At 30.7% G+C, this 17579-nt stretch carries 15 protein-coding genes; 4 read left to right on the top strand and 11 right to left on the bottom strand.

Annotation, left to right across the window (positions count from 1 at the left end):
• Positions 1-10 precede the first annotated feature (10 nt).
• Entirely contained in the window at positions 11-1636 is a 1626-nt protein-coding gene (locus BM072_RS03820) for a S41 family peptidase (protein WP_092906719.1), read from the top strand.
• Complete coding sequence (locus BM072_RS03825) at positions 1636-3228, top strand: S41 family peptidase (RefSeq protein ID WP_092906721.1); 1593 nt, start codon at positions 1636-1638, stop codon at positions 3226-3228. The genes BM072_RS03820 and BM072_RS03825 overlap by 1 nt, the downstream gene beginning before the upstream one ends.
• Here BM072_RS03825 and BM072_RS03830 read toward each other — a convergent pair.
• The 6 genes from BM072_RS03830 to BM072_RS03855 form a co-directional block, all read right to left on the bottom strand.
• Positions 3212-3838: a class I SAM-dependent methyltransferase gene (locus BM072_RS03830; protein ID WP_092906723.1), complete on the bottom strand. Its 627-nt coding sequence runs from the start codon at positions 3836-3838 to the stop codon at positions 3212-3214. The genes BM072_RS03825 and BM072_RS03830 overlap by 17 nt on opposite strands.
• A gap of 94 nt (positions 3839-3932) precedes the next feature.
• Positions 3933-4271 carry a hypothetical protein gene (locus BM072_RS03835; protein ID WP_092906725.1) on the bottom strand — a complete coding sequence of 113 codons (339 nt, stop codon included), beginning with the start codon at positions 4269-4271 and terminating at the stop codon, positions 3933-3935.
• A 65-nt stretch (positions 4272-4336) separates the two neighbouring features.
• Positions 4337-5344, bottom strand: coding sequence for an FAD:protein FMN transferase (locus BM072_RS03840; protein ID WP_245752049.1), 1008 nt, complete (start codon positions 5342-5344; stop codon positions 4337-4339).
• An 11-nt stretch (positions 5345-5355) separates the two neighbouring features.
• A complete protein-coding gene (locus BM072_RS03845; protein ID WP_092906727.1) occupies positions 5356-7554 on the bottom strand; it encodes a PepSY domain-containing protein in 2199 nt (732 codons plus the stop codon).
• Between the two features lie 16 nt (positions 7555-7570).
• Positions 7571-8056 (bottom strand): DUF2271 domain-containing protein, encoded by a 486-nt coding sequence (locus tag BM072_RS03850; RefSeq protein WP_092906729.1) that lies wholly within the window; start codon positions 8054-8056, stop codon positions 7571-7573.
• Positions 8057-8092: 36 nt separating this feature from the next.
• Positions 8093-9568, bottom strand: a complete 1476-nt coding sequence (locus BM072_RS03855) for an ankyrin repeat domain-containing protein (protein ID WP_092906731.1) — start codon at positions 9566-9568, stop codon at positions 8093-8095.
• 352 nt (positions 9569-9920) lie between these two features.
• On the opposite strand from BM072_RS03855, the gene BM072_RS03860 reads away from it, so the two are divergent.
• Positions 9921-10745, top strand: a complete 825-nt coding sequence (locus BM072_RS03860) for a helix-turn-helix domain-containing protein (protein WP_092906733.1) — start codon at positions 9921-9923, stop codon at positions 10743-10745.
• A 78-nt stretch (positions 10746-10823) separates the two neighbouring features.
• Positions 10824-11435 carry a DUF417 family protein gene (locus tag BM072_RS03865; RefSeq protein WP_092906735.1) on the top strand — a complete coding sequence of 204 codons (612 nt, stop codon included), beginning with the start codon at positions 10824-10826 and terminating at the stop codon, positions 11433-11435.
• Between the two features lie 26 nt (positions 11436-11461).
• Here BM072_RS03865 and hisIE read toward each other — a convergent pair whose 3' ends face one another.
• The 5 genes from hisIE to hisH form a co-directional block, all read right to left on the bottom strand.
• Positions 11462-12070, bottom strand: a complete 609-nt coding sequence (gene hisIE / locus BM072_RS03870; RefSeq protein WP_092906737.1) for a bifunctional phosphoribosyl-AMP cyclohydrolase/phosphoribosyl-ATP diphosphatase HisIE — start codon at positions 12068-12070, stop codon at positions 11462-11464.
• Positions 12054-12821 (bottom strand): imidazole glycerol phosphate synthase subunit HisF, encoded by a 768-nt coding sequence (hisF, locus tag BM072_RS03875; protein ID WP_092906739.1) that lies wholly within the window; start codon positions 12819-12821, stop codon positions 12054-12056. Before hisF ends, hisIE begins: the two co-directional genes overlap by 17 nt.
• A gap of 214 nt (positions 12822-13035) precedes the next feature.
• Positions 13036-13749, bottom strand: coding sequence for a 1-(5-phosphoribosyl)-5-[(5-phosphoribosylamino)methylideneamino]imidazole-4-carboxamide isomerase (gene hisA / locus BM072_RS03880; protein WP_092906741.1), 714 nt, complete (start codon positions 13747-13749; stop codon positions 13036-13038).
• Between the two features lie 77 nt (positions 13750-13826).
• Entirely contained in the window at positions 13827-16946 is a 3120-nt protein-coding gene (locus BM072_RS03885; protein WP_092906743.1) for a S41 family peptidase, read from the bottom strand.
• 16 nt (positions 16947-16962) lie between these two features.
• Complete coding sequence (gene hisH, locus BM072_RS03890; RefSeq protein ID WP_092906745.1) at positions 16963-17541, bottom strand: imidazole glycerol phosphate synthase subunit HisH; 579 nt, start codon at positions 17539-17541, stop codon at positions 16963-16965.
• Between the last annotated feature and the right edge of the window lie 38 nt (positions 17542-17579).

Below are 17579 nucleotides of genomic sequence, written 5' to 3' on the forward strand. Positions count from 1 at the left end.
AAAACCAACCATGACAAAACTACTTTATTTTCTATCTTTTTTATCGCTAACATCTTGTGTATCGGTAGAAAAATACAATGCACATATTGATGAAAAAATAGATGTAGATAAACTTCGAAATGATGTAGATATTGTCAAAAATAAGTTGCTAAAAAAGCAAGTTGACATCGATTTGTATTATTCGAAAAATGTTTTGTCTAATCGTTTAGATAGTTTTAAAAATAGTATTCAACAACCGATGAAACCTAACGATTTTTCGAGAGAATTATCAAAAGTTGTTTCTACTTTTGGACATGGTCATACGGTTGTAATGTCTTTAAATAAGCGTGCTACAAAAGAAGAACGTAAAAAGTATAAAGATTCTAAAGGACCATTTTCTCAATTAGAAATTAAGTCATTTGACAATCATTTGTACTTAAATACTAATTATTCTAAAGACTCAACTTTGGTAGAAAAAGCAGAGATTTTAGCGATAAATGGCGTTAATTATAGCGATTTTTATCAACTTTATCACGATTACAGAAAAGGAGATGGTTACATCAAAACGCTGAATAAATATATGTTGAGTGGTGCATTTTTGCGTTATGTAAACAATGAAATTGGTATAGTGGATTCGGTTGAATTAAAGATGCAAAAAAATGATTCGATTTTTACACAAATAGTAAAGAGAGAATTTAAAAAGAAGAAAGTTAAAAAGGATGATAATTTAACTAAAAAAGATTCAGTTGCAGATCAACCAAAAATTGTAAAAGAGGTTAAAAAGTTAACAAAAGAAGAAAAAAATCGTAAAAAAGACCTTGAAAAGTACAAATCTGATGTCAAAAAATATTTTGTTTATAACAAAATAAGAAACGATTATCAGCGCGAAATTATCTTTCCAAATAAAGAAGATTCTACAACGGCTATTTTACAAATTAAGACTTTTTCGTTAAGACATAGTAAAAAAGCATATCCGTTTATTTTTGATTCAATAAATAAATTAAAGGTCAAAAATTTAATTCTTGATTTGCGTAATAACGGTGGCGGTTATGTAAGTGATGCGAACTATTTGTATTCATTTCTTACTACAACTAATCAACCAAAGGCTGTAATGGCTGATAAAATGAAAGTAAATTCGAAGTTTTCTGTTACTGAAAATTTATTTAATAAACTTGGATATATAGGAAATACAATAGGTCTTCCGTTTGCGCTTTATCATTATTCTAAAACGCTTTTTAATACGAAAAAAGAGAAGGACGGAAACTATTATTATAAAGCAACAAACAAAAAAGATTTGCTTAATCAACCTAAAAAATACCAAGGAAATATCTACGTTTTGACAAATGGAATGTCTTATTCTGCAACTTGTATTTTAGGTGCAGCTTTGCAAAACGAAGGAAAAGCAGTTTTTGTTGGTGAAGAAACTGGTGGTGATTATAATGGAACGGTAGCAGGTAGTTTTGCTGATTTTAAATTAAAAAATGCTAAAATTGGCGTGTTTTATGGTTTGTTAGATTTTAAACCAAATACTTCTCGCGAACTAAAAGGACGAGGAATAATTCCGGATGTTGCAATAGAAACTAATTTTAACGATATTGTAAATGAAAAAGATCCGCAATTGGACTGGATTTTGAACGATATTAAAACAAAAAAATAGTGCATGTAAAATCAATATTTTATTTTCTGTTTTTGGGATTGATTTGTAGTTGTACTTCTGTAAAAAGATACAATGCACATATCGAAGAAGAAATTCCTGCCTCAAAACTGAAGAAAGATGTTGATTTCGCTTATAAAAAACTAAAAAGATATCATCCAAAATTAGATTTATATATTTCTGAAGATCAAATTGATTATAAGTTTGATAGTTTTAAAAAGACAATCAATTCTCCATTAAAAAGAAATGATTTTTTTATTAAATTTTTTCCGATTTTTGAAAGTTTAGGTCATGGTCATACAGATTTATATCCAGTTTTTAAACGATTAAATAAAAAAGAAAAAAAGAAATATAAAAATTCTAAATCTGCGTTCGAAAATTATTCATTTTTCTTGCAAAGCGATTCAATTTATTTAATTCAAGATTTTTCGAAAACAAATCCAATTAATTCTGGTTCGGCTTTACTTGCAATTGATGATATTTTGATTCAAGATTTAGTTAAAAAATACAAAACAAGCTTATATGGAGATGGTTATAACAAAACATTTTCAGACAATTTGTTTAACCGTACATTTCTAAATTACATTACTTTAGAACAAGGAATTAAAGATTCTGTTGAACTAACTTTTTTGATGGGAAGCAATGTAATTAGTAAAAAAACATTCAGAAGTTTTCCTAAACCAAAAAAGGAAATTGCAAAAGCGGAAGTTGTTACAACAAAGGCAGCTAAAGATATTCAGCGTCAACTTAAAATTAAACAAAAGCGCTACGGATACGATAAAACCTCAAAAACATATTCTAAAGATTTATCATTCCCGACAAATGATAGTACGATTGCGGTGCTAAAAATTACAAATTTTAGAAAAGGAAAGATAAAAGAGCTATATAAAGATGCGTTTACATATATTAAGAATCATAAAGTCAAAAATCTTATTTTAGATATCCGGAATAATGGTGGCGGATATATAAAAGATGCACATTATTTATACGCTTATTTGGTCGAAGATTCGGATAAATTCTTAGGAAAAAAGATTGTCAAATCTAAAACTTCTTTTGGAAAAACGTTGTACAATTTGTTTCCAATACCAAGTTATCCAATTTTGTGGTTAGGTTCTGGTTATACGTTTTTTTCGACGACAAAAAATACTGATAATGAATATGAATTGCATATGCCATTTTCGTTTACAACTATTGATGAAGACTTGATTTACAAAGGAAACTTGTATGTTTTAATTAATGGTGGATCATATTCTGCTTCAAGTTTAATTGCTGCAAATCTTCAACTAAAAAATCGTGCTTTTTTTGTTGGAGAAGAAACGGGTGGAGATTTTAATGGAACGGTTGCAGGATTGATGCCAGACTTTAAATTGCCAAATTCTAAACTTAAAATGACGGTTGGTACAGTTTATTTATCGCCGATTGAAAAGCGTGCCGAAATAGGGCATGGAATTTATCCAAATCAAGAAATAAAACAAACCTTAAAATCTAAAATTAAAAGAGAAGATTCTGAATTGATTTGGGTTTTAAAAGATATTAAAAATGATAATTCTGCGTATAAAAAAATAATTCCGAATGGAATTATTTATCAACATTAATATTTTTTTTGAAACTACAAAAGATGAAATTTTGAATCGTTTCAAACGGAGTTTTATGATTTGTTGTTAAACAATTTATTTTCTCAAAGTTCTTTTCAAAAGTAGAAATTAAAGATGTTTCATCATTTTGTTTGATTTCTAAACCACTGCATTTTAAAGGTCCATTTGTAGAAAAAGTTCCAATAACCATAAAATTATTCACAGCTTTATCAACCAATTTCTGATAGATTTTGATGTCTTTTTCTTCAGTTAAAAAATGAAAAACAGCTCTATCATGCCAAACATCGTAACTTTCTTCAGGATTAAAATCGGTAATATCCGAAACAATCCAAGTTACTTTTTCTGCATTTTTTCCTAATCTTTTCTTTGCTCGATTTAATGCATTTTGAGAAATATCCAAAACCGTTATATTTTCGTAACCTTCTTCCAAAAGAAAATCAACCAATTTGCTTTCACCACCTCCAATATCAATAATTTTAGCGGTTTTGTCCATAGAAAAAGACTGAATAAAATCCAAAGATGTTTCTGGTTTTTCTTCCGTCCAACTTACTTCATTCGGCGTTTTTGTTTCGTATATATTTTCCCAATGACTTTTTTTTGCATCATTCATTTTAGTACAATTTTAATGCAATTTCAGCTTTTAGATTGAATTTTAAAGTAACTTAAGTTACAATTTAGGCAGTATTTTAAATTAAAAAATTATTTTAAAGTGCTAATAATTTTTCTGGTTTTTGACTTTCAACGACAAAATATTGATCATTTCGTTTAATGATATGAAGCGTAAATGTGCCAAGACCTTTAAAAACTGGTCGATTTGTATTTTTCATAAATCGTTCAATTTTTTTTTGTAAATCTTTGGTTAACATTCTATTGTTCTGATTAAAAGTTAAACCATACATTGACTTTTTAAAGGTGATTGAAAAATCTTCTGTATCTAAATAACTTACTTTTTTATTTGCTCTCGGATTGTATAAACTTTGTGCATAAGTGATGTAAGAAAAATTTATAAAACTTAAAATCAACACTATTTTTAGATTTTTCATAAGATATGATTTAGCTTAAAAATAGCATTATTTTTGATAAATGCGAAATAAAAATTAAAGATGATTTAGTTGAATTGAATGGTTTTACGCACTTTTTTATAATTCTTAGAACGAATTATTTTACCAGAATCTGTAATTAATAAGCATGCATAATCAGGATATTTATTCATTATTTCAAGCCCTTTTTTCTGACCTAAAACCATTATAGAAGTACTAAAGCCATTTGCAGTTTCGGCGTTTGGGCCAATAACAGTAACACTTGTTAAACCTGTAGAAGGCATTCCTGTTTTGGGATTTATGATGTGCGAGTATCTTTTTCCATCAATCAAAATAAACTTTTCGTAATCGCCAGAAGTTGTCACGGCTCCATTTTTTATAGCTAAAATATCTGCAGTTTTATATCGTTTAAATGGATTAACTACACCAATTTTCCAAGGCGAATTATCGGGTTGATTTCCCCAAATTGTCATGTCGCCCGAAGCATCAATTATTCCTGCATTAATTCCTAAATCTTGAATAAAATCTTTTGCTTTTTGCGCACCATAACCTTTTCCGATTGAACCAAAACCAATTTTCATTCCTGGAAGTTTTAAGAAGATAGTCGAATTTTCTTCGTCTATAAGAATATTCTGATAACCAATTTTAGCAATTGCTTTTTGAATTTCACTTTGTGAAGGAAGTTGTTCCATCGAGCCATCAAACTTCCAAATTTTGTACATTGCAGCAAAACTAATGTCGAAAGCACCATCTGTTATTTCCGAAAACTGAATCGCTCTTTTGGTTAATTCAATAACTTCTCGGTCAACTTTTATAGGCTTTATTCCTGCATTTTGATTGATTTGAGAAACTTGTGAATCGGGTTTCCAATCAGAAATTAAATTTTCAATTCGTACAATTTCTCCAATCGTTTTATCAATGTTTTTTTCAACTGAAATAGCATCTTTATCAACCAAAGTAATTTTAAATTTACTTCCCATCAAAATCGTATCTCTAATGCCTACAACTTGAGCATTAATAGGGATTAGAAGGAAAATAACTAAAGTTGTAAAAATATATTTAGTGAATTTTTGCATTGATTTAAAATTTAGTAACAATCGGTTAATAATTGTCCTTTCGTTTTAAAATAATCAAATGATTTTCCTAGTTTTTCTTGGCAAATAACTTCTAAAACTTGTTCTACATCTTTTTGCATAGCAAGTGCACCACAAATCATAATTACGCCATTATCTTGAAGAAAATCTGTAATTAAATCTGCATCTTTTTTAACTAAATCCATCACATAATTTGAATTTTCTTCGCGAGAAAAAGCAAGTTGAAAATGTTTAAGATGTTGTTTTTCTATTTGTTGATTTGCAAATTCTTGGTATTTTTTTGTTGTTTCATTTTGATGACGAAAACCACAATATAAATGTGTTTCAATCAATTTAGAATTTTCATCAATCATTCCTAAAAATGGAGCAATTCCAGTTCCATTTGCAATCATAATTACTTTTTTTGCTTTTTTAGGAAAATGAAAAGAAGAATTTTTAATGATTCGAGCTTTTATAATTTCATCATTTTTTAATTGATGTAAATATTGTGAACCCAATCCAAACTCATGGAGTTTTACAACTAATTGAAGTTTATTATTTATTTTTCCGATTGAATAAAATCTTTCTCGGTGATCATTTGCGGGATAAATAGCCAATAAATCGCCCGATTTAAACTTATCTTTTGTTTGAAAATGTAACGTAAATGTTTTATCATTTTCAGATATTGTATTTTTAGAAACGAGGTTTAATGCTTTTAATTTTGGTGTTTTTCCACTGTATAAAGCTGGAGCAGTTGACAAAGCAATTAAATTAATTTCACTCCATTCTTTTACCCAATTTGTAAATTCTTCTGGCGATCTATCGTTTACAGTTTTTAAATCTAATAAACGCGTTGCCCATTTTTGAGCAGTTAATAATTCGTCGATTTTAACTGCATAACCACAAAAATCTTTGTAAGCTTTAGATCCAAATCCAACTACAGAAAATTTTATATTTTGAGTTTGTGGATGTTTTATGACTAAATTTTCGAAGTTTTTAGCATTTGTAGGCGCTTCTCCAATTCCGTAAGTAGAGGTGAAGATAATGATGTTTTTAGCATTTGGATAAACTTGATATTGGTTCATTTGAGCCATAAATGTTTTTTTACCATCAGCTAAAAATTGTGCTTGAATTTTGTTAGCGAATCCTAAAGTTGAACCATTTTCTGAACCAACTAAAAGAATTATTTCAGCTTCATCAGCCGTAAATTTATTCTTTCCGATTTTAGTTCTAGTTCGTTTAAACGTAATTACAAAACCAGAATAAATAAAGAATAAAATATTAAGCGAAGCAATTCCTAAAATAATTGCCCAAACAGCATTTGTACGACCTGTGTGAAGATTTAAACTTAATGTTTCGAGTACTTTTGCTTTCGGATAAAGCGTTTCATTTTCTACTTTTCCCGTAATTTGATTAACCGTTAATTCGCGATCAGTTAATTTTATTTTATAAAATTCTTCGGGATCATCAGCAAAAGGAAATTCTATTTTTTCGACATCAGCTAGATGCGTTTGTTTAAAAATTGGAAAATCTTTTAGATCAATTTGTTTTGCGTTTTCGTCAACTTTTGGTGTTATTTCTACAGTTTTTATTTCGGGATTTGGAATTACATTAAATCGTAAAAGAAATAAATATGTTCCTGTTAAAGAAATAATCAAAATAGGAATTAACAAAATACGTCCGGCAACAACATGAAAATATTGTGCGAAAAAATCTTTGTTAATCTTGGCAAAGAAATGTCGAATACCTTGCTGACGTTTGATGATAAGAATGGTTCCTGAAACCGAAATCAACAATAATAAAAATGAAACTATACCAACTATAAAACGACCTGTTTCGTGTAAAAATAACGACCTATGAAGCGAGGTAATCCACTGAATAAATTCACTTTTTTCTTTTGGGGTTCCTATTGCTTTTCCAGTTGTTGGATTTACAAATTGTTTAAAATCATTTCCATCTGCATCAAATCCTTCTAAGGTTACAAATTGATTGTGATCTACACTTAATTCAATTAATTCTGGATAAACTTTTTTTAGTTCGGGCAGAGATTGAGCAAGTGTTATCGCATCAAAATTATCAACTTTATAGGGTTGAGTTTTTTCTGTAACAGGATCAATAGCCAAAATGACTCCTGTAATAGAAGCCATTGTAAGGAAAAGAAATGAAATTATTGCTAATGCTAAATGCGCATAGCGCCAAACCGATAAGGTCATGATTATAATTTAGTTCTTATTGTGCTTTATTTAATTTTACGTAACGGATATAACCAGTACCTTCAACTTTTTGAGTAATACCCGCAGTTGTTAAAGGAATTTCGATATCGTTTACATGATATTTTCCATCTTCTACAGCAGATTCGAAACGTAATTTGTAGCCTTTGTTCATTTTAGTTGCATCAATAGCAAAAGTTGTGATGCTACGGTCACCAGCAGCCACAGAAGCGCCCGTAATTCCGTTCAATTTTTCTTTCTTCTTTTTATTGAATTTGTCCCATTGTTTAAAACCGTTGTACCACTGTTTATCTGGTCCCATCATGTACAATGTTTTTTCGTAATTACCTTTTGGATCGATTAACGAAACCACTACATAAGCTTCTAAACCTTTGTAGTTTGTCATTTGTAACATGCATTTGTATTTTACACTTTGTGCAGATGCAGTAAGCGCTAAACCGAACATAAAAAGTGCGGTAAATGTTATTTTTAAAAAAGATTTCATTGTATTATTTTCTTGTATGATAACAATTTTAATTGATTATTTTAAAAAGTCGATTGAGACATTATTTTCTTTCAACGATTCATTTTCCGAAGCTAAATCATAAGCCGTTTCATCAAACTCAGTTTTGATGTCTTTCTTAACACCTTTAGAAACTAAATGTTTTAGAATTACATCATCTTTCGCCATTAAAGCCGCTTTGTGTAAAGCCGTCATTCCTTCTTTGTTTGTTGCATTAACATCAATTTTTAAGCCATCTAAAACATTAAAAAGATTGATGTCATTTTTAGCAACTGCCAAATGATATAATGTACTTCCGTCTGGTTGCGGTGTTGCAAAATTGAATCCACTTTTTGTTAGAATGTCTAACTTTTGTTTAAATTCTTCATTTTTTTCACCTGGTCTTGGCGCTTTGTAAGATTGCACCAAGTAATAACCTAAATTTCCGTCTTTCGATTTTAAATCAGTTTTTGCTCCTTTTTCTATTAAATAAGAAACAATTTCTGGCGAACCGTTGTGTACAGCCATCATCAAAGCAGTTTCACCTTTGGCGTTTGCTGCATTTATATTTTTAGCTTTTGGAAGAAGTAATTGTACAACATCTAAATTTTTAGAACCAGCAGCATTCATAAATGCATTGTTTCCATCTTTATCAGTTGCATTTACATCAACTCCTTTTGCAATAAAATAGTTGATATTTTCTGCTTGATCTTTTTTCTTAACAAGATTATGCAAAACATTTTCGCCGTTTTCACCAACCGAATTTGCTTTTAATTTTACATCTTCAACCAAATATTTATACGTTGCCAAACCATTTGCAGTAGAACGTGTACCCTGAGAAGCAAAGATTAATGCGCTGCCAGTTGGTTTAACACCTTTCTCTATTATTTTTTTCAAGAATTCTACATTTCCATTACGCGCAGCATAATCAAAAGCGGTTCTTCCTAATTCGTCTGTATCTTTTATTGATAAACCTTTTGTTGTTAAATAATCGGTTAATTTAAAATCTACATCATTCGGAATTGCTAAAAGTAAAATGTTAGCACCGTTTGTATATTTTTGTTTTGGATTGATTCCAGCCTTAAAAAAAGCTTCATAAATCGCAGGATTTGCTTGTCCATTACTTGCAGCAAAAGCTAAAGGAGTTGCACCTTTATCATCTGTACGATTAATGTCAGAACCTTTTTCTATCAAATAATTAACCAATTCTACATTCCCTTTATTCGCCGCCCAATGAATGTATAAACGTCCATCATGCGTATTTTTATCGATATTATTTCCAGGTTGTTCAATCAAAAACTTAATCGTTTCTAACGGCGCACCATTGTTAATCGCCATACTCACAACATCGTGGTTTCCGCCATTTGCTTGAGAAGGATTATTTCCTTTTGCAATTTCAGCTTTTACTGTAACTACATCTGGATTATTTTTCCAAAAATTTCCGTTTAGCATCGAATTATCTTGCGCTTTTAAGAAAGAAGATAACAACAACATTGTAAAGAATATTCTTTTCATATCGAATTGAGTATATAGAATTATTATTTAGACTAAATTTAATTAGTGTTCAAAAGTAGAATTTTTTTATCAAAAAAATCACTTTCTACAGACTTTTTAACTAAAACTGAGAAATTTCATCTTAAAACTGAATAATGAAGTAGTTATTAGTCTGTTGACGCATCGTTTTAGATTTTAGTTTTTTTATTTTGGGCGTTCCCTTCGGGCGGGCTTTTCATTGCAATCTTTTGCTTCCACTTCGTTTCAGCAAAAGGATTTCCACTTCAATCCCTAACGCAAATCTTCAAGTTTATAATTCAATCCAAATCAAGCATTTTTCTTATTTTAGCAAAACAACAAAATAATAAATCCATTGGACTTCCTTATAAAAACGGTACAATTCAACACTTTTTCAGAACTAAAAACAATAAACGAACCCTATTATTCTGTTTTAATTTTAGATGGAAAAGCATCGTTTTCTATCGACGCCAATTCGTATGAATGTGATGGAAAGAATATTATTTTTTTAACGCCTTACCAAGTTTTACAATGGCAAAATACCGAATTTGAATTGCTGCATTTATTGCAATTTCACGGTGATTATTATTGCATAGAATATCATAAAAAGGAAGTCGCTTGCAACGGAATTTTGTTCAATAATATTTATGCAAAACCTTTTGTTCCTGTTTCTGATACAGTTTTTGAAGATGTTCTTCAAGCAATTTCTAACATCAAAAAACTAGAAACGACAACAGAAAATTACAATCAATCGATTATAAAAACCTACTTGCAATTAATTTTAGCTTTAAGTAGCAAAGAAAAACAACTTAATTCTCTTGAAACTGAGCAAGCATTTCCTATTTCTTCTGAAATTTCTGATTTTAAAGAAGTTCTCGACGATAATTTTATTCAAAACAAATCGGTTGCATTTTACGCCGATTATTATGCTTTATCAATTGATGTTTTTAGTAAAAAAATAAAGAAACAATTTGGAAAAACACCTTCAAAATTGATTCAAGAACGCATGATTTTAGAAGCTAAAAAAAGATTGCATTTAACGCATAAAAGCATCAAAGAAATTGCCAACGAATTAGGTTTTGATGACGAATTTTATTTTAGTCGTTATTTTAAAAATCATGTTTCCGTTTCGCCAAAAGTCTTTCGAGAAAAAGTCGGAATTTCTATCGTGGCAAAATAATCTATGCAATAACCTTTTTTGTCCATTACACGGGCGACAATCGATCGCTAATTTTGTAAATCATTTAAAAAATTTACAATGGACAAAATATTTCAGCTTTTCGCAAACTCACAAAAACAATTTATAAACATTTTGCGCATTTCAATTTTTATTGTGATGGCTTGGATTGGTGGTTTAAAAGCTTTTCCGTACGAAGCTGACGGAATTGTAGCGTTTGTAAGTAACAGCCCTGCGATGAGTTTTTTCTATAACAATAGTTCTAAAACAGTTGTAAATGAAGAAGGAAAAACCGTTGCAGAATATACACAATACAAAAATCCGGAAGGAAAAACAGTTTTGAAGAACATAGAATGGCACAAAAGTAACGGAACTTATGTGTTTTCTTACGGTTTAGGAATTGTAATTTTCGGAATCGGAATCTTGGTTTTATTGGGAATATGGTTTCCAAAAATGGGCTTTTTTGGCGGAGTTTTAACCTTCGGAATGTCGCTTGTCACGCTTTCGTTTTTGATGACAACACCTGAAACTTTTGTACCGAATTTAGGAGGAGATTTCCCTACGCCACATTTCGGATTTCCTTATCTTTCGGCTGCTGGACGCTTGGTTATTAAAGATATTATTATGTTGGCAGGTGGTTTAATTATCGCTTCTGAAAGTGCACAACGTGTATTGAAAACAAAAGACGAATAACTAAAATCATTCGTCTTTTTTATCTATTATTCAGGTCGTCGTGGACCATTTTCTCTTGATTTCAAAACGTTTTCAACATCTTCCAATTTAAAACCTTTGGCTTTTAGCAGAATCAAATAGTGATACATCAAATCCGCAGCTTCACCCAAAAATAAATCGTCGTTGTTGTCTTTGGCTTCAATCACAATTTCTACGGCTTCTTCACCAACTTTTTGCGCGACTTTATTAATGCCTCGTTTGTAGAGTTTATTGGTGTAAGATTCTGGATCGTCACTATCAATTCTATCCGAAATCGTTTGCTCCAATTCATACACAAAACCGTGATTATTTTCTTCTTTAAAACAAGTTGTAGAACCCGTATGACACGTTGGTCCGAAAGGTTTTGCTTTAATCAAAATCGTGTCGTTATCGCAATCAATAGCAATTGATTTTACTTCTAAAAAATTGCCTGATTCTTCGCCTTTTGTCCATAATCTGTTTTTTGAACGTGAATAGAAGGTTACTTTTCCTATTTCTTGTGTTTTATCAAAGGCTTCTTGGTTCATGTAACCCAGCATCAACACTTGATTATTCAGGTAATTTTGGATAATAACCGGAACCAATCCGTCAGTACTTTTATTAAAATCGATTTTCATATCTAATCGGAATATTTTGTTCTTTTAAATAATTTTTAAGCGTGGGAATTGGTATTTCGCCAAAGTGAAAAATACTCGCAGCCAATCCGCCACTTGCTTTTGTTAGGGTAAAAACTTCGGTAAAATCTTCCATTTTCCCTGCGCCACCCGAAGCAATTACCGGAATATTTATGGCATCTGAAACTGCTTTTGTAATATCAATTTTGAAACCCGCTTTTGTTCCGTCTCCATCCATCGATGTCAATAGAATTTCGCCCGCGCCCAATTCTTCTACTTTCTTTACCCAAGCTAAAGTTTCCCACTCGGTTTCAATTTTTCCACCGCTCACAAATACTTTTTGAGTTCCGTTAATATTTCGCGTATCAACAGCGACAACCACACATTGCGACCCAAACTGCGCCGCCAAATCTGCAATTAATTGAGGGTTTTTAACCGCTGAAGAATTCACCGAAACCTTATCAGCACCAGCTTTTATCACCGCAGAAGCATCTTCCACAGAATTGATTCCGCCACCAACTGTAAACGGAATATTAATCGCCGAAGCAATTTTTTCCACCATTTCAGCCAAGGTTTTTCGCTTTTCTAAAGTGGCTGTAATATCTAAAAACACCAACTCGTCAGCGCCTTCTTCTACATATTTTTTAGCTAATTCAACCGGATCTCCCGCATCGCGTAATCCTTCGAAATTAACACCTTTTACCGTTCTTCCATCTTTGATATCAAGACACGGAATGATTCGTTTTTTTAACAAGTGATTATGTTTTTATGTATATCCATTTTCAATAATAATTAATATATATTGTCATTTCGACGAAGGAGAAATCTAAAAATAAAACACTCATAAACGTATATTATCAAAGAGATTCTTCATTCCGCTTTGCTGCATTCTGAATGACAAAAAATTACTATATTTTTCAATAGCAGATAAGCTATGTTTTTAAAATTCACGAATAAATCCTTAGAACTTAAAACAGATGACTTAGAACTTTTAGATCAATTCGTCCTTCATAAATCGCTTTTCCAAGAATTGCACCTTCGCAACCTAGTTCTTTCACCTTAATTAAATCATCGATAGAAGTAACGCCGCCTGATGCAATTAATTTAACATCGGCTGAAGCTAAAATTTCTTGATATAATTCGTTTGAAGTGCCTTGTAGCATACCATCTTTCGCGATATCGGTACAGATAACATAGTCAATTCCTTTGGTTTTATATTCTTGAATAAAATCAATAACGTCCAATTCCGAAGTTTCTAACCAACCGTGTGTTGCAATTTTTCGGTCTTTGGCATCGGCTCCTAAAATGATTTTTTCGCTTCCGTATTGGTTAATCCACTCTTGAAATAAAGTCGGATTTTGAACCGCGATACTTCCACCCGTAATTTGATTCGCGCCACATTCAAAAGCAATTCTGATATCGTCTTGAGATTTAATTCCACCACCAAAATCGACTTTCAAATTGGTTTTTGACGTGATTAATTCTAAGGTTTTGTAATTGATAATTTGCTTCGATTTTGCACCATCTAAATCGACCAAGTGCAAATATTCGATACCATAATCTTCAAATTCTTTGGCAACTTCCAACGGATTTTCGTTGTATATTTTTTTGGTGTTGTAATCGCCTTGTGATAATCTGACGCATTTTCCGTCGATAATATCTATTGCTGGGATGATTCTCATAGTTAGATTTTGGATTTATGATTTTGGATTTACGATTTAGATTTTTATTCATTAATCGTAAATCCTCAATCAGAATTTTATTTTAATTCCTTCATTATTTCTTGAATAGCTCTTTCTAATTGTGGATCTTTATTTTCTAATCGATCCATAAATGTATTTTTAATGTAAATATCTGGAGCAACTCCTGTTTTTTCTAAATTTTTACCATCTAAACTATATGTTCCCCAAGATGGAAGTCTATAAAATGAGCCATCGACAAGTCCTTTTCCTGATGTAAAAATGATCCAACGATAAGTTTCTTGTCCTATAATTTTTCCTAATTTTAATGCTTTGAAACCTTCTGCAGTCATTTCTGCATCACTCAAAGAATATTCGTTAATTAATAAAACAATTGGTTTTGCAGCTGGTGCAAAATTGGGTTGAACAGTTAATTGACCTTCACGGTATTTCCATTTTAGATAAGGGCGTTGCGCTAAAAAGTTTAAAACTTTATCATGAACATTTCCGCCGGTATTAAAACGTAAATCTAAAATAACTCCATCTTTTCGGTTTTCTTGCTCAACCATGTCTAATAGAAAAACATCTAACTCGTTTGTTGACATGTTTTTCATGTACGAATATGCAATTCGGTTTGAGCTTAATTGATTAACGCGCTGTTTGTTTTCGAAAATCCATTCGTCATACAACAAGCTTTTTTGTTCGTTATTAGAAATTGGATGAAGTTTTGTAGTAATTGTTTTTCCGTTTCGGTTAAACTCTAACGTTAATTCTTCTACTTTTTTAGGAGTTGTAAAATAAGATTCACGATTATTTTGTTGATTTATTTTTTGACCATTTACTGCAATTAATTCATCGCCAGATTTTATGTTTACATTTTTTAGAAAAGCTGGAGATTTACGGGTAATTTTATCTACAACATATGGCTGATCATTTTTGAAAATAATGCCAGTTTCGTTCGTGAAATAGTTTAATTGTTTATTTTCTTCTTTTCCAGTTGACGTGAATCCTAAATGTGAAGAATTTAATTCTCCTAAAAGATCATTTAACAAAACGCGCAAATCATTTCGGCTATTAACATAAGGCAAATATGCTGCGTATTGTTGCTTTTTAGCTTTCCAATCAATGCCATGAAAATTTTCATCATAAAAATTTTCTTCAACTCCAGCCCAAGCTTCATCGTACATTTGATTAAATTCTGAAGCTAAGTTTTTATTGAATGAATATTTTAAATTTACTTTTTCTGGATTGGTAGAATTAACCCCAAATTTATAAACAGAATTATCGATTAAAGCATATAAGTTTTTATCATTCTTGATAATATAATCAACTTCTTTATCAAATATTTTTTCCGTTTTTACATTTTCAAAATCTGTATATGTTTTACGAAATAATTGAAATTTACCTGCATCTTGGTTACTGTTATAGAATAAATATTCTTTTTTATCATCCTCAAAAACAAAAGGATTTGTTTGATATCCAAAACGATCTGTAACTAATTCTATGCGTTCTAAAAAACCTTCTGGATTCACAGTTAATTCGTTAAACGTTTTCTTATCTTCTTTCTTTTCTTGTTTTTCTACCTTTTTATCTTCTACAAAAAGATTATCAAATTTCTCAGATTTATAAGGTTGATCAAACCAATCTAATGCAACGCGATAAATATTTGATTTTTGCATACCCAACGGATACGATGGATTTGTACGATCGCTTGCAAAATAAATAAATTTACCATTAGCAGACCATTGCGGTGATTCCTCTGTAATACCTGTATTGGTAAGATTTACGGTTTGATTTTTTTTGATATGATGAACAAAAATATCTAACTCAAAATTTCGTTTAGCCGAAAATAAAACATATTCTCCATTTGGAGAAAAAGATGGTTTCGAATTCTGAAAAGCCCAAATTTCATCTTTTACAATTGTCGACGATTTTAGAGATTTTAAATCCAATAAGCGAACTTCATCACGTCCACTTAAATAAACGGCTTGCGTAAAATCATTATTGATCGTAATATCACGGTTATTTTTTGCATCAGAAGTTAATTGTTCACTTTTTCCTTTTCCATCTGCCGAAATTTTAAACCAATTTTGATATCCGTTATAGGTTTGATTATACACTAAATTTTTATTGTCTTTTAGCCATTTTACTTCTAAAACACGTTCGTTCCCATTTGTGATTTGATTGATAAATTTACCTTCATTATCAGAAACAAAAATTATTCCTCGGCTAATAAATGCCATTTTTTTACCATCGAGCGAAACATCAAAATAAGAAATGTTATTTTCTACTTCAAAACTTTGCTCTTTCGATAAAGATTTGTTGGTATTTACATTGACTAAAACGGGATTTGTAGATTTCGTGGCGATATCATAAATAAATAATTGATAATCTTTCTCGAAAATTACTTTAGATCCGTTTGCAGAAACAAATGGTTTTTTGATAGAAGTTTCAAATTGAGTTAATGCTTCTTTTTTACCATTTTCAATCTTGTAAAGATTATATTCTCCATTGTTTTCATCTGAAATAAAATAAATAATTCCATTTTTATCGACACTTGGATTAAAATCTTTTCCTTTATAATCGGTATACTGTTTAAAAGTTTTAGTTGATGGATTATAAGCTAATAAATCTGGATTATTTTCTCCTTTGTAACGTTTACGTGCAGTTTGGTTGGCACTTTCAGTAGAATTTGTGAAAATATATTCGCCCTTAGGTGTTTCTACTAAACCATTTGTTGTGTTAAAATAATTTGTAAATAATGGTTGTGGAGTTTTACCGTTGATATCAATTTTAAAACTTCCAAAATTATTGTTTTGATTAGATGTGTAATAAATAGTTTTGCTATCCCAACTCCAATTTTCCATTTCGTCTTTCGCTTGATGAAATGTTAATTGTTTAATTTGTCCTCCATCAACAGGTAAAAGATAAATATCGTAATTACCATATTGATTTGAACTGAAGGCTAACCATTTTCCATCCGGAGAAATGCGAGGATTAATTTCTTCACCTTCTAATGCCGTAATACGATCTGCATTTCCGTCCGTAGAGTTCACTTTCCAAATATCTCCATCATAGCTAAAATAAGCTGTTTTTCCGTCAGGACTTAAAGAAGGTGTAGAGGTAAAGTAAACTTTTTCTTGCGCAGAAATTTGACTAATTGTAAACGCACTAAGTAAAGTAAAAATTATTTTTTTCATGTGTGAGTATTAATTTCTATAAACTTAGGAAGTTTTTAAGAATTTGTTCTCCAATTCCAGCTGATTTCTCGGGGTGAAATTGCGTAGCGTAAAAATTATTTTTGTTTAAAGCGGCTGAATATTCTAAAATATAATCGGTTTTTGCAATCGTGTATTCGGATAATTCGCAATAAAAACTGTGCACATAATAGATGTCTGAATTTTCTTTAACGTCATTAAATAAATCAGTTTTCAAATCAAAAATAGTGTTCCAGCCCATGTGTGGAACAATTTCTGTCGAAGGAAATAATTTAACTTGAATCGGAAAAATATCCAAACAATCTACATTTCCTTCCTCCGAATGTGCGCACATCAATTGTTGACCCAAACAAATTCCTAAGGTTGGTTGTTTTAAGTTTTTAATGATTTTATCCAAACCTTTTTCCTTCAAATAAGCCATCGCAGAACTTGCTTCGCCAACTCCTGGAAAAATAACTTTATCTGCATTTTGTAAGGTTTCGAAATCGTCTGTAATAACGGCTTCAAAACCTAAACGAGTTACCGCATTGTAAACCGATTTTACGTTTCCTGCGTTGTATTTTATTATTGCAATCATTTTTTAGTTTTTAGTTCATTGTTCTTAGTTTTTAGGCT

Origin of the sequence: Algoriella xinjiangensis (genome assembly GCF_900115015.1) — a bacterium.
Classification (GTDB): Bacteria; Bacteroidota; Bacteroidia; order Flavobacteriales; family Weeksellaceae; genus Empedobacter; species Empedobacter xinjiangensis.

What these genes read in the sequence shown, in the direction of transcription:
- BM072_RS03820 (WP_092906719.1), top strand. Translation starts at nt 11, where the DNA reads ATGACAAAACTACTTTATTTTCTATCTTTTTTATCGCTAACATCTTGT.
- BM072_RS03830 (WP_092906723.1), bottom strand. Translation starts at nt 3,838, where the DNA reads ATGAATGATGCAAAAAAAAGTCATTGGGAAAATATATACGAAACAAAA.
- BM072_RS03835 (WP_092906725.1), bottom strand. Translation starts at nt 4,271, where the DNA reads ATGAAAAATCTAAAAATAGTGTTGATTTTAAGTTTTATAAATTTTTCT.
- BM072_RS03840 (WP_245752049.1), bottom strand. Translation starts at nt 5,344, where the DNA reads ATGCAAAAATTCACTAAATATATTTTTACAACTTTAGTTATTTTCCTT.
- BM072_RS03845 (WP_092906727.1), bottom strand. Translation starts at nt 7,554, where the DNA reads ATGACCTTATCGGTTTGGCGCTATGCGCATTTAGCATTAGCAATAATT.
- BM072_RS03850 (WP_092906729.1), bottom strand. Translation starts at nt 8,056, where the DNA reads ATGAAATCTTTTTTAAAAATAACATTTACCGCACTTTTTATGTTCGGT.
- BM072_RS03855 (WP_092906731.1), bottom strand. Translation starts at nt 9,568, where the DNA reads ATGAAAAGAATATTCTTTACAATGTTGTTGTTATCTTCTTTCTTAAAA.
- BM072_RS03865 (WP_092906735.1), top strand. Translation starts at nt 10,824, where the DNA reads ATGGACAAAATATTTCAGCTTTTCGCAAACTCACAAAAACAATTTATA.
- hisIE (WP_092906737.1), bottom strand. Translation starts at nt 12,070, where the DNA reads ATGAAAATCGATTTTAATAAAAGTACTGACGGATTGGTTCCGGTTATT.
- hisA (WP_092906741.1), bottom strand. Translation starts at nt 13,749, where the DNA reads ATGAGAATCATCCCAGCAATAGATATTATCGACGGAAAATGCGTCAGA.
- BM072_RS03885 (WP_092906743.1), bottom strand. Translation starts at nt 16,946, where the DNA reads ATGAAAAAAATAATTTTTACTTTACTTAGTGCGTTTACAATTAGTCAA.
- hisH (WP_092906745.1), bottom strand. Translation starts at nt 17,541, where the DNA reads ATGATTGCAATAATAAAATACAACGCAGGAAACGTAAAATCGGTTTAC.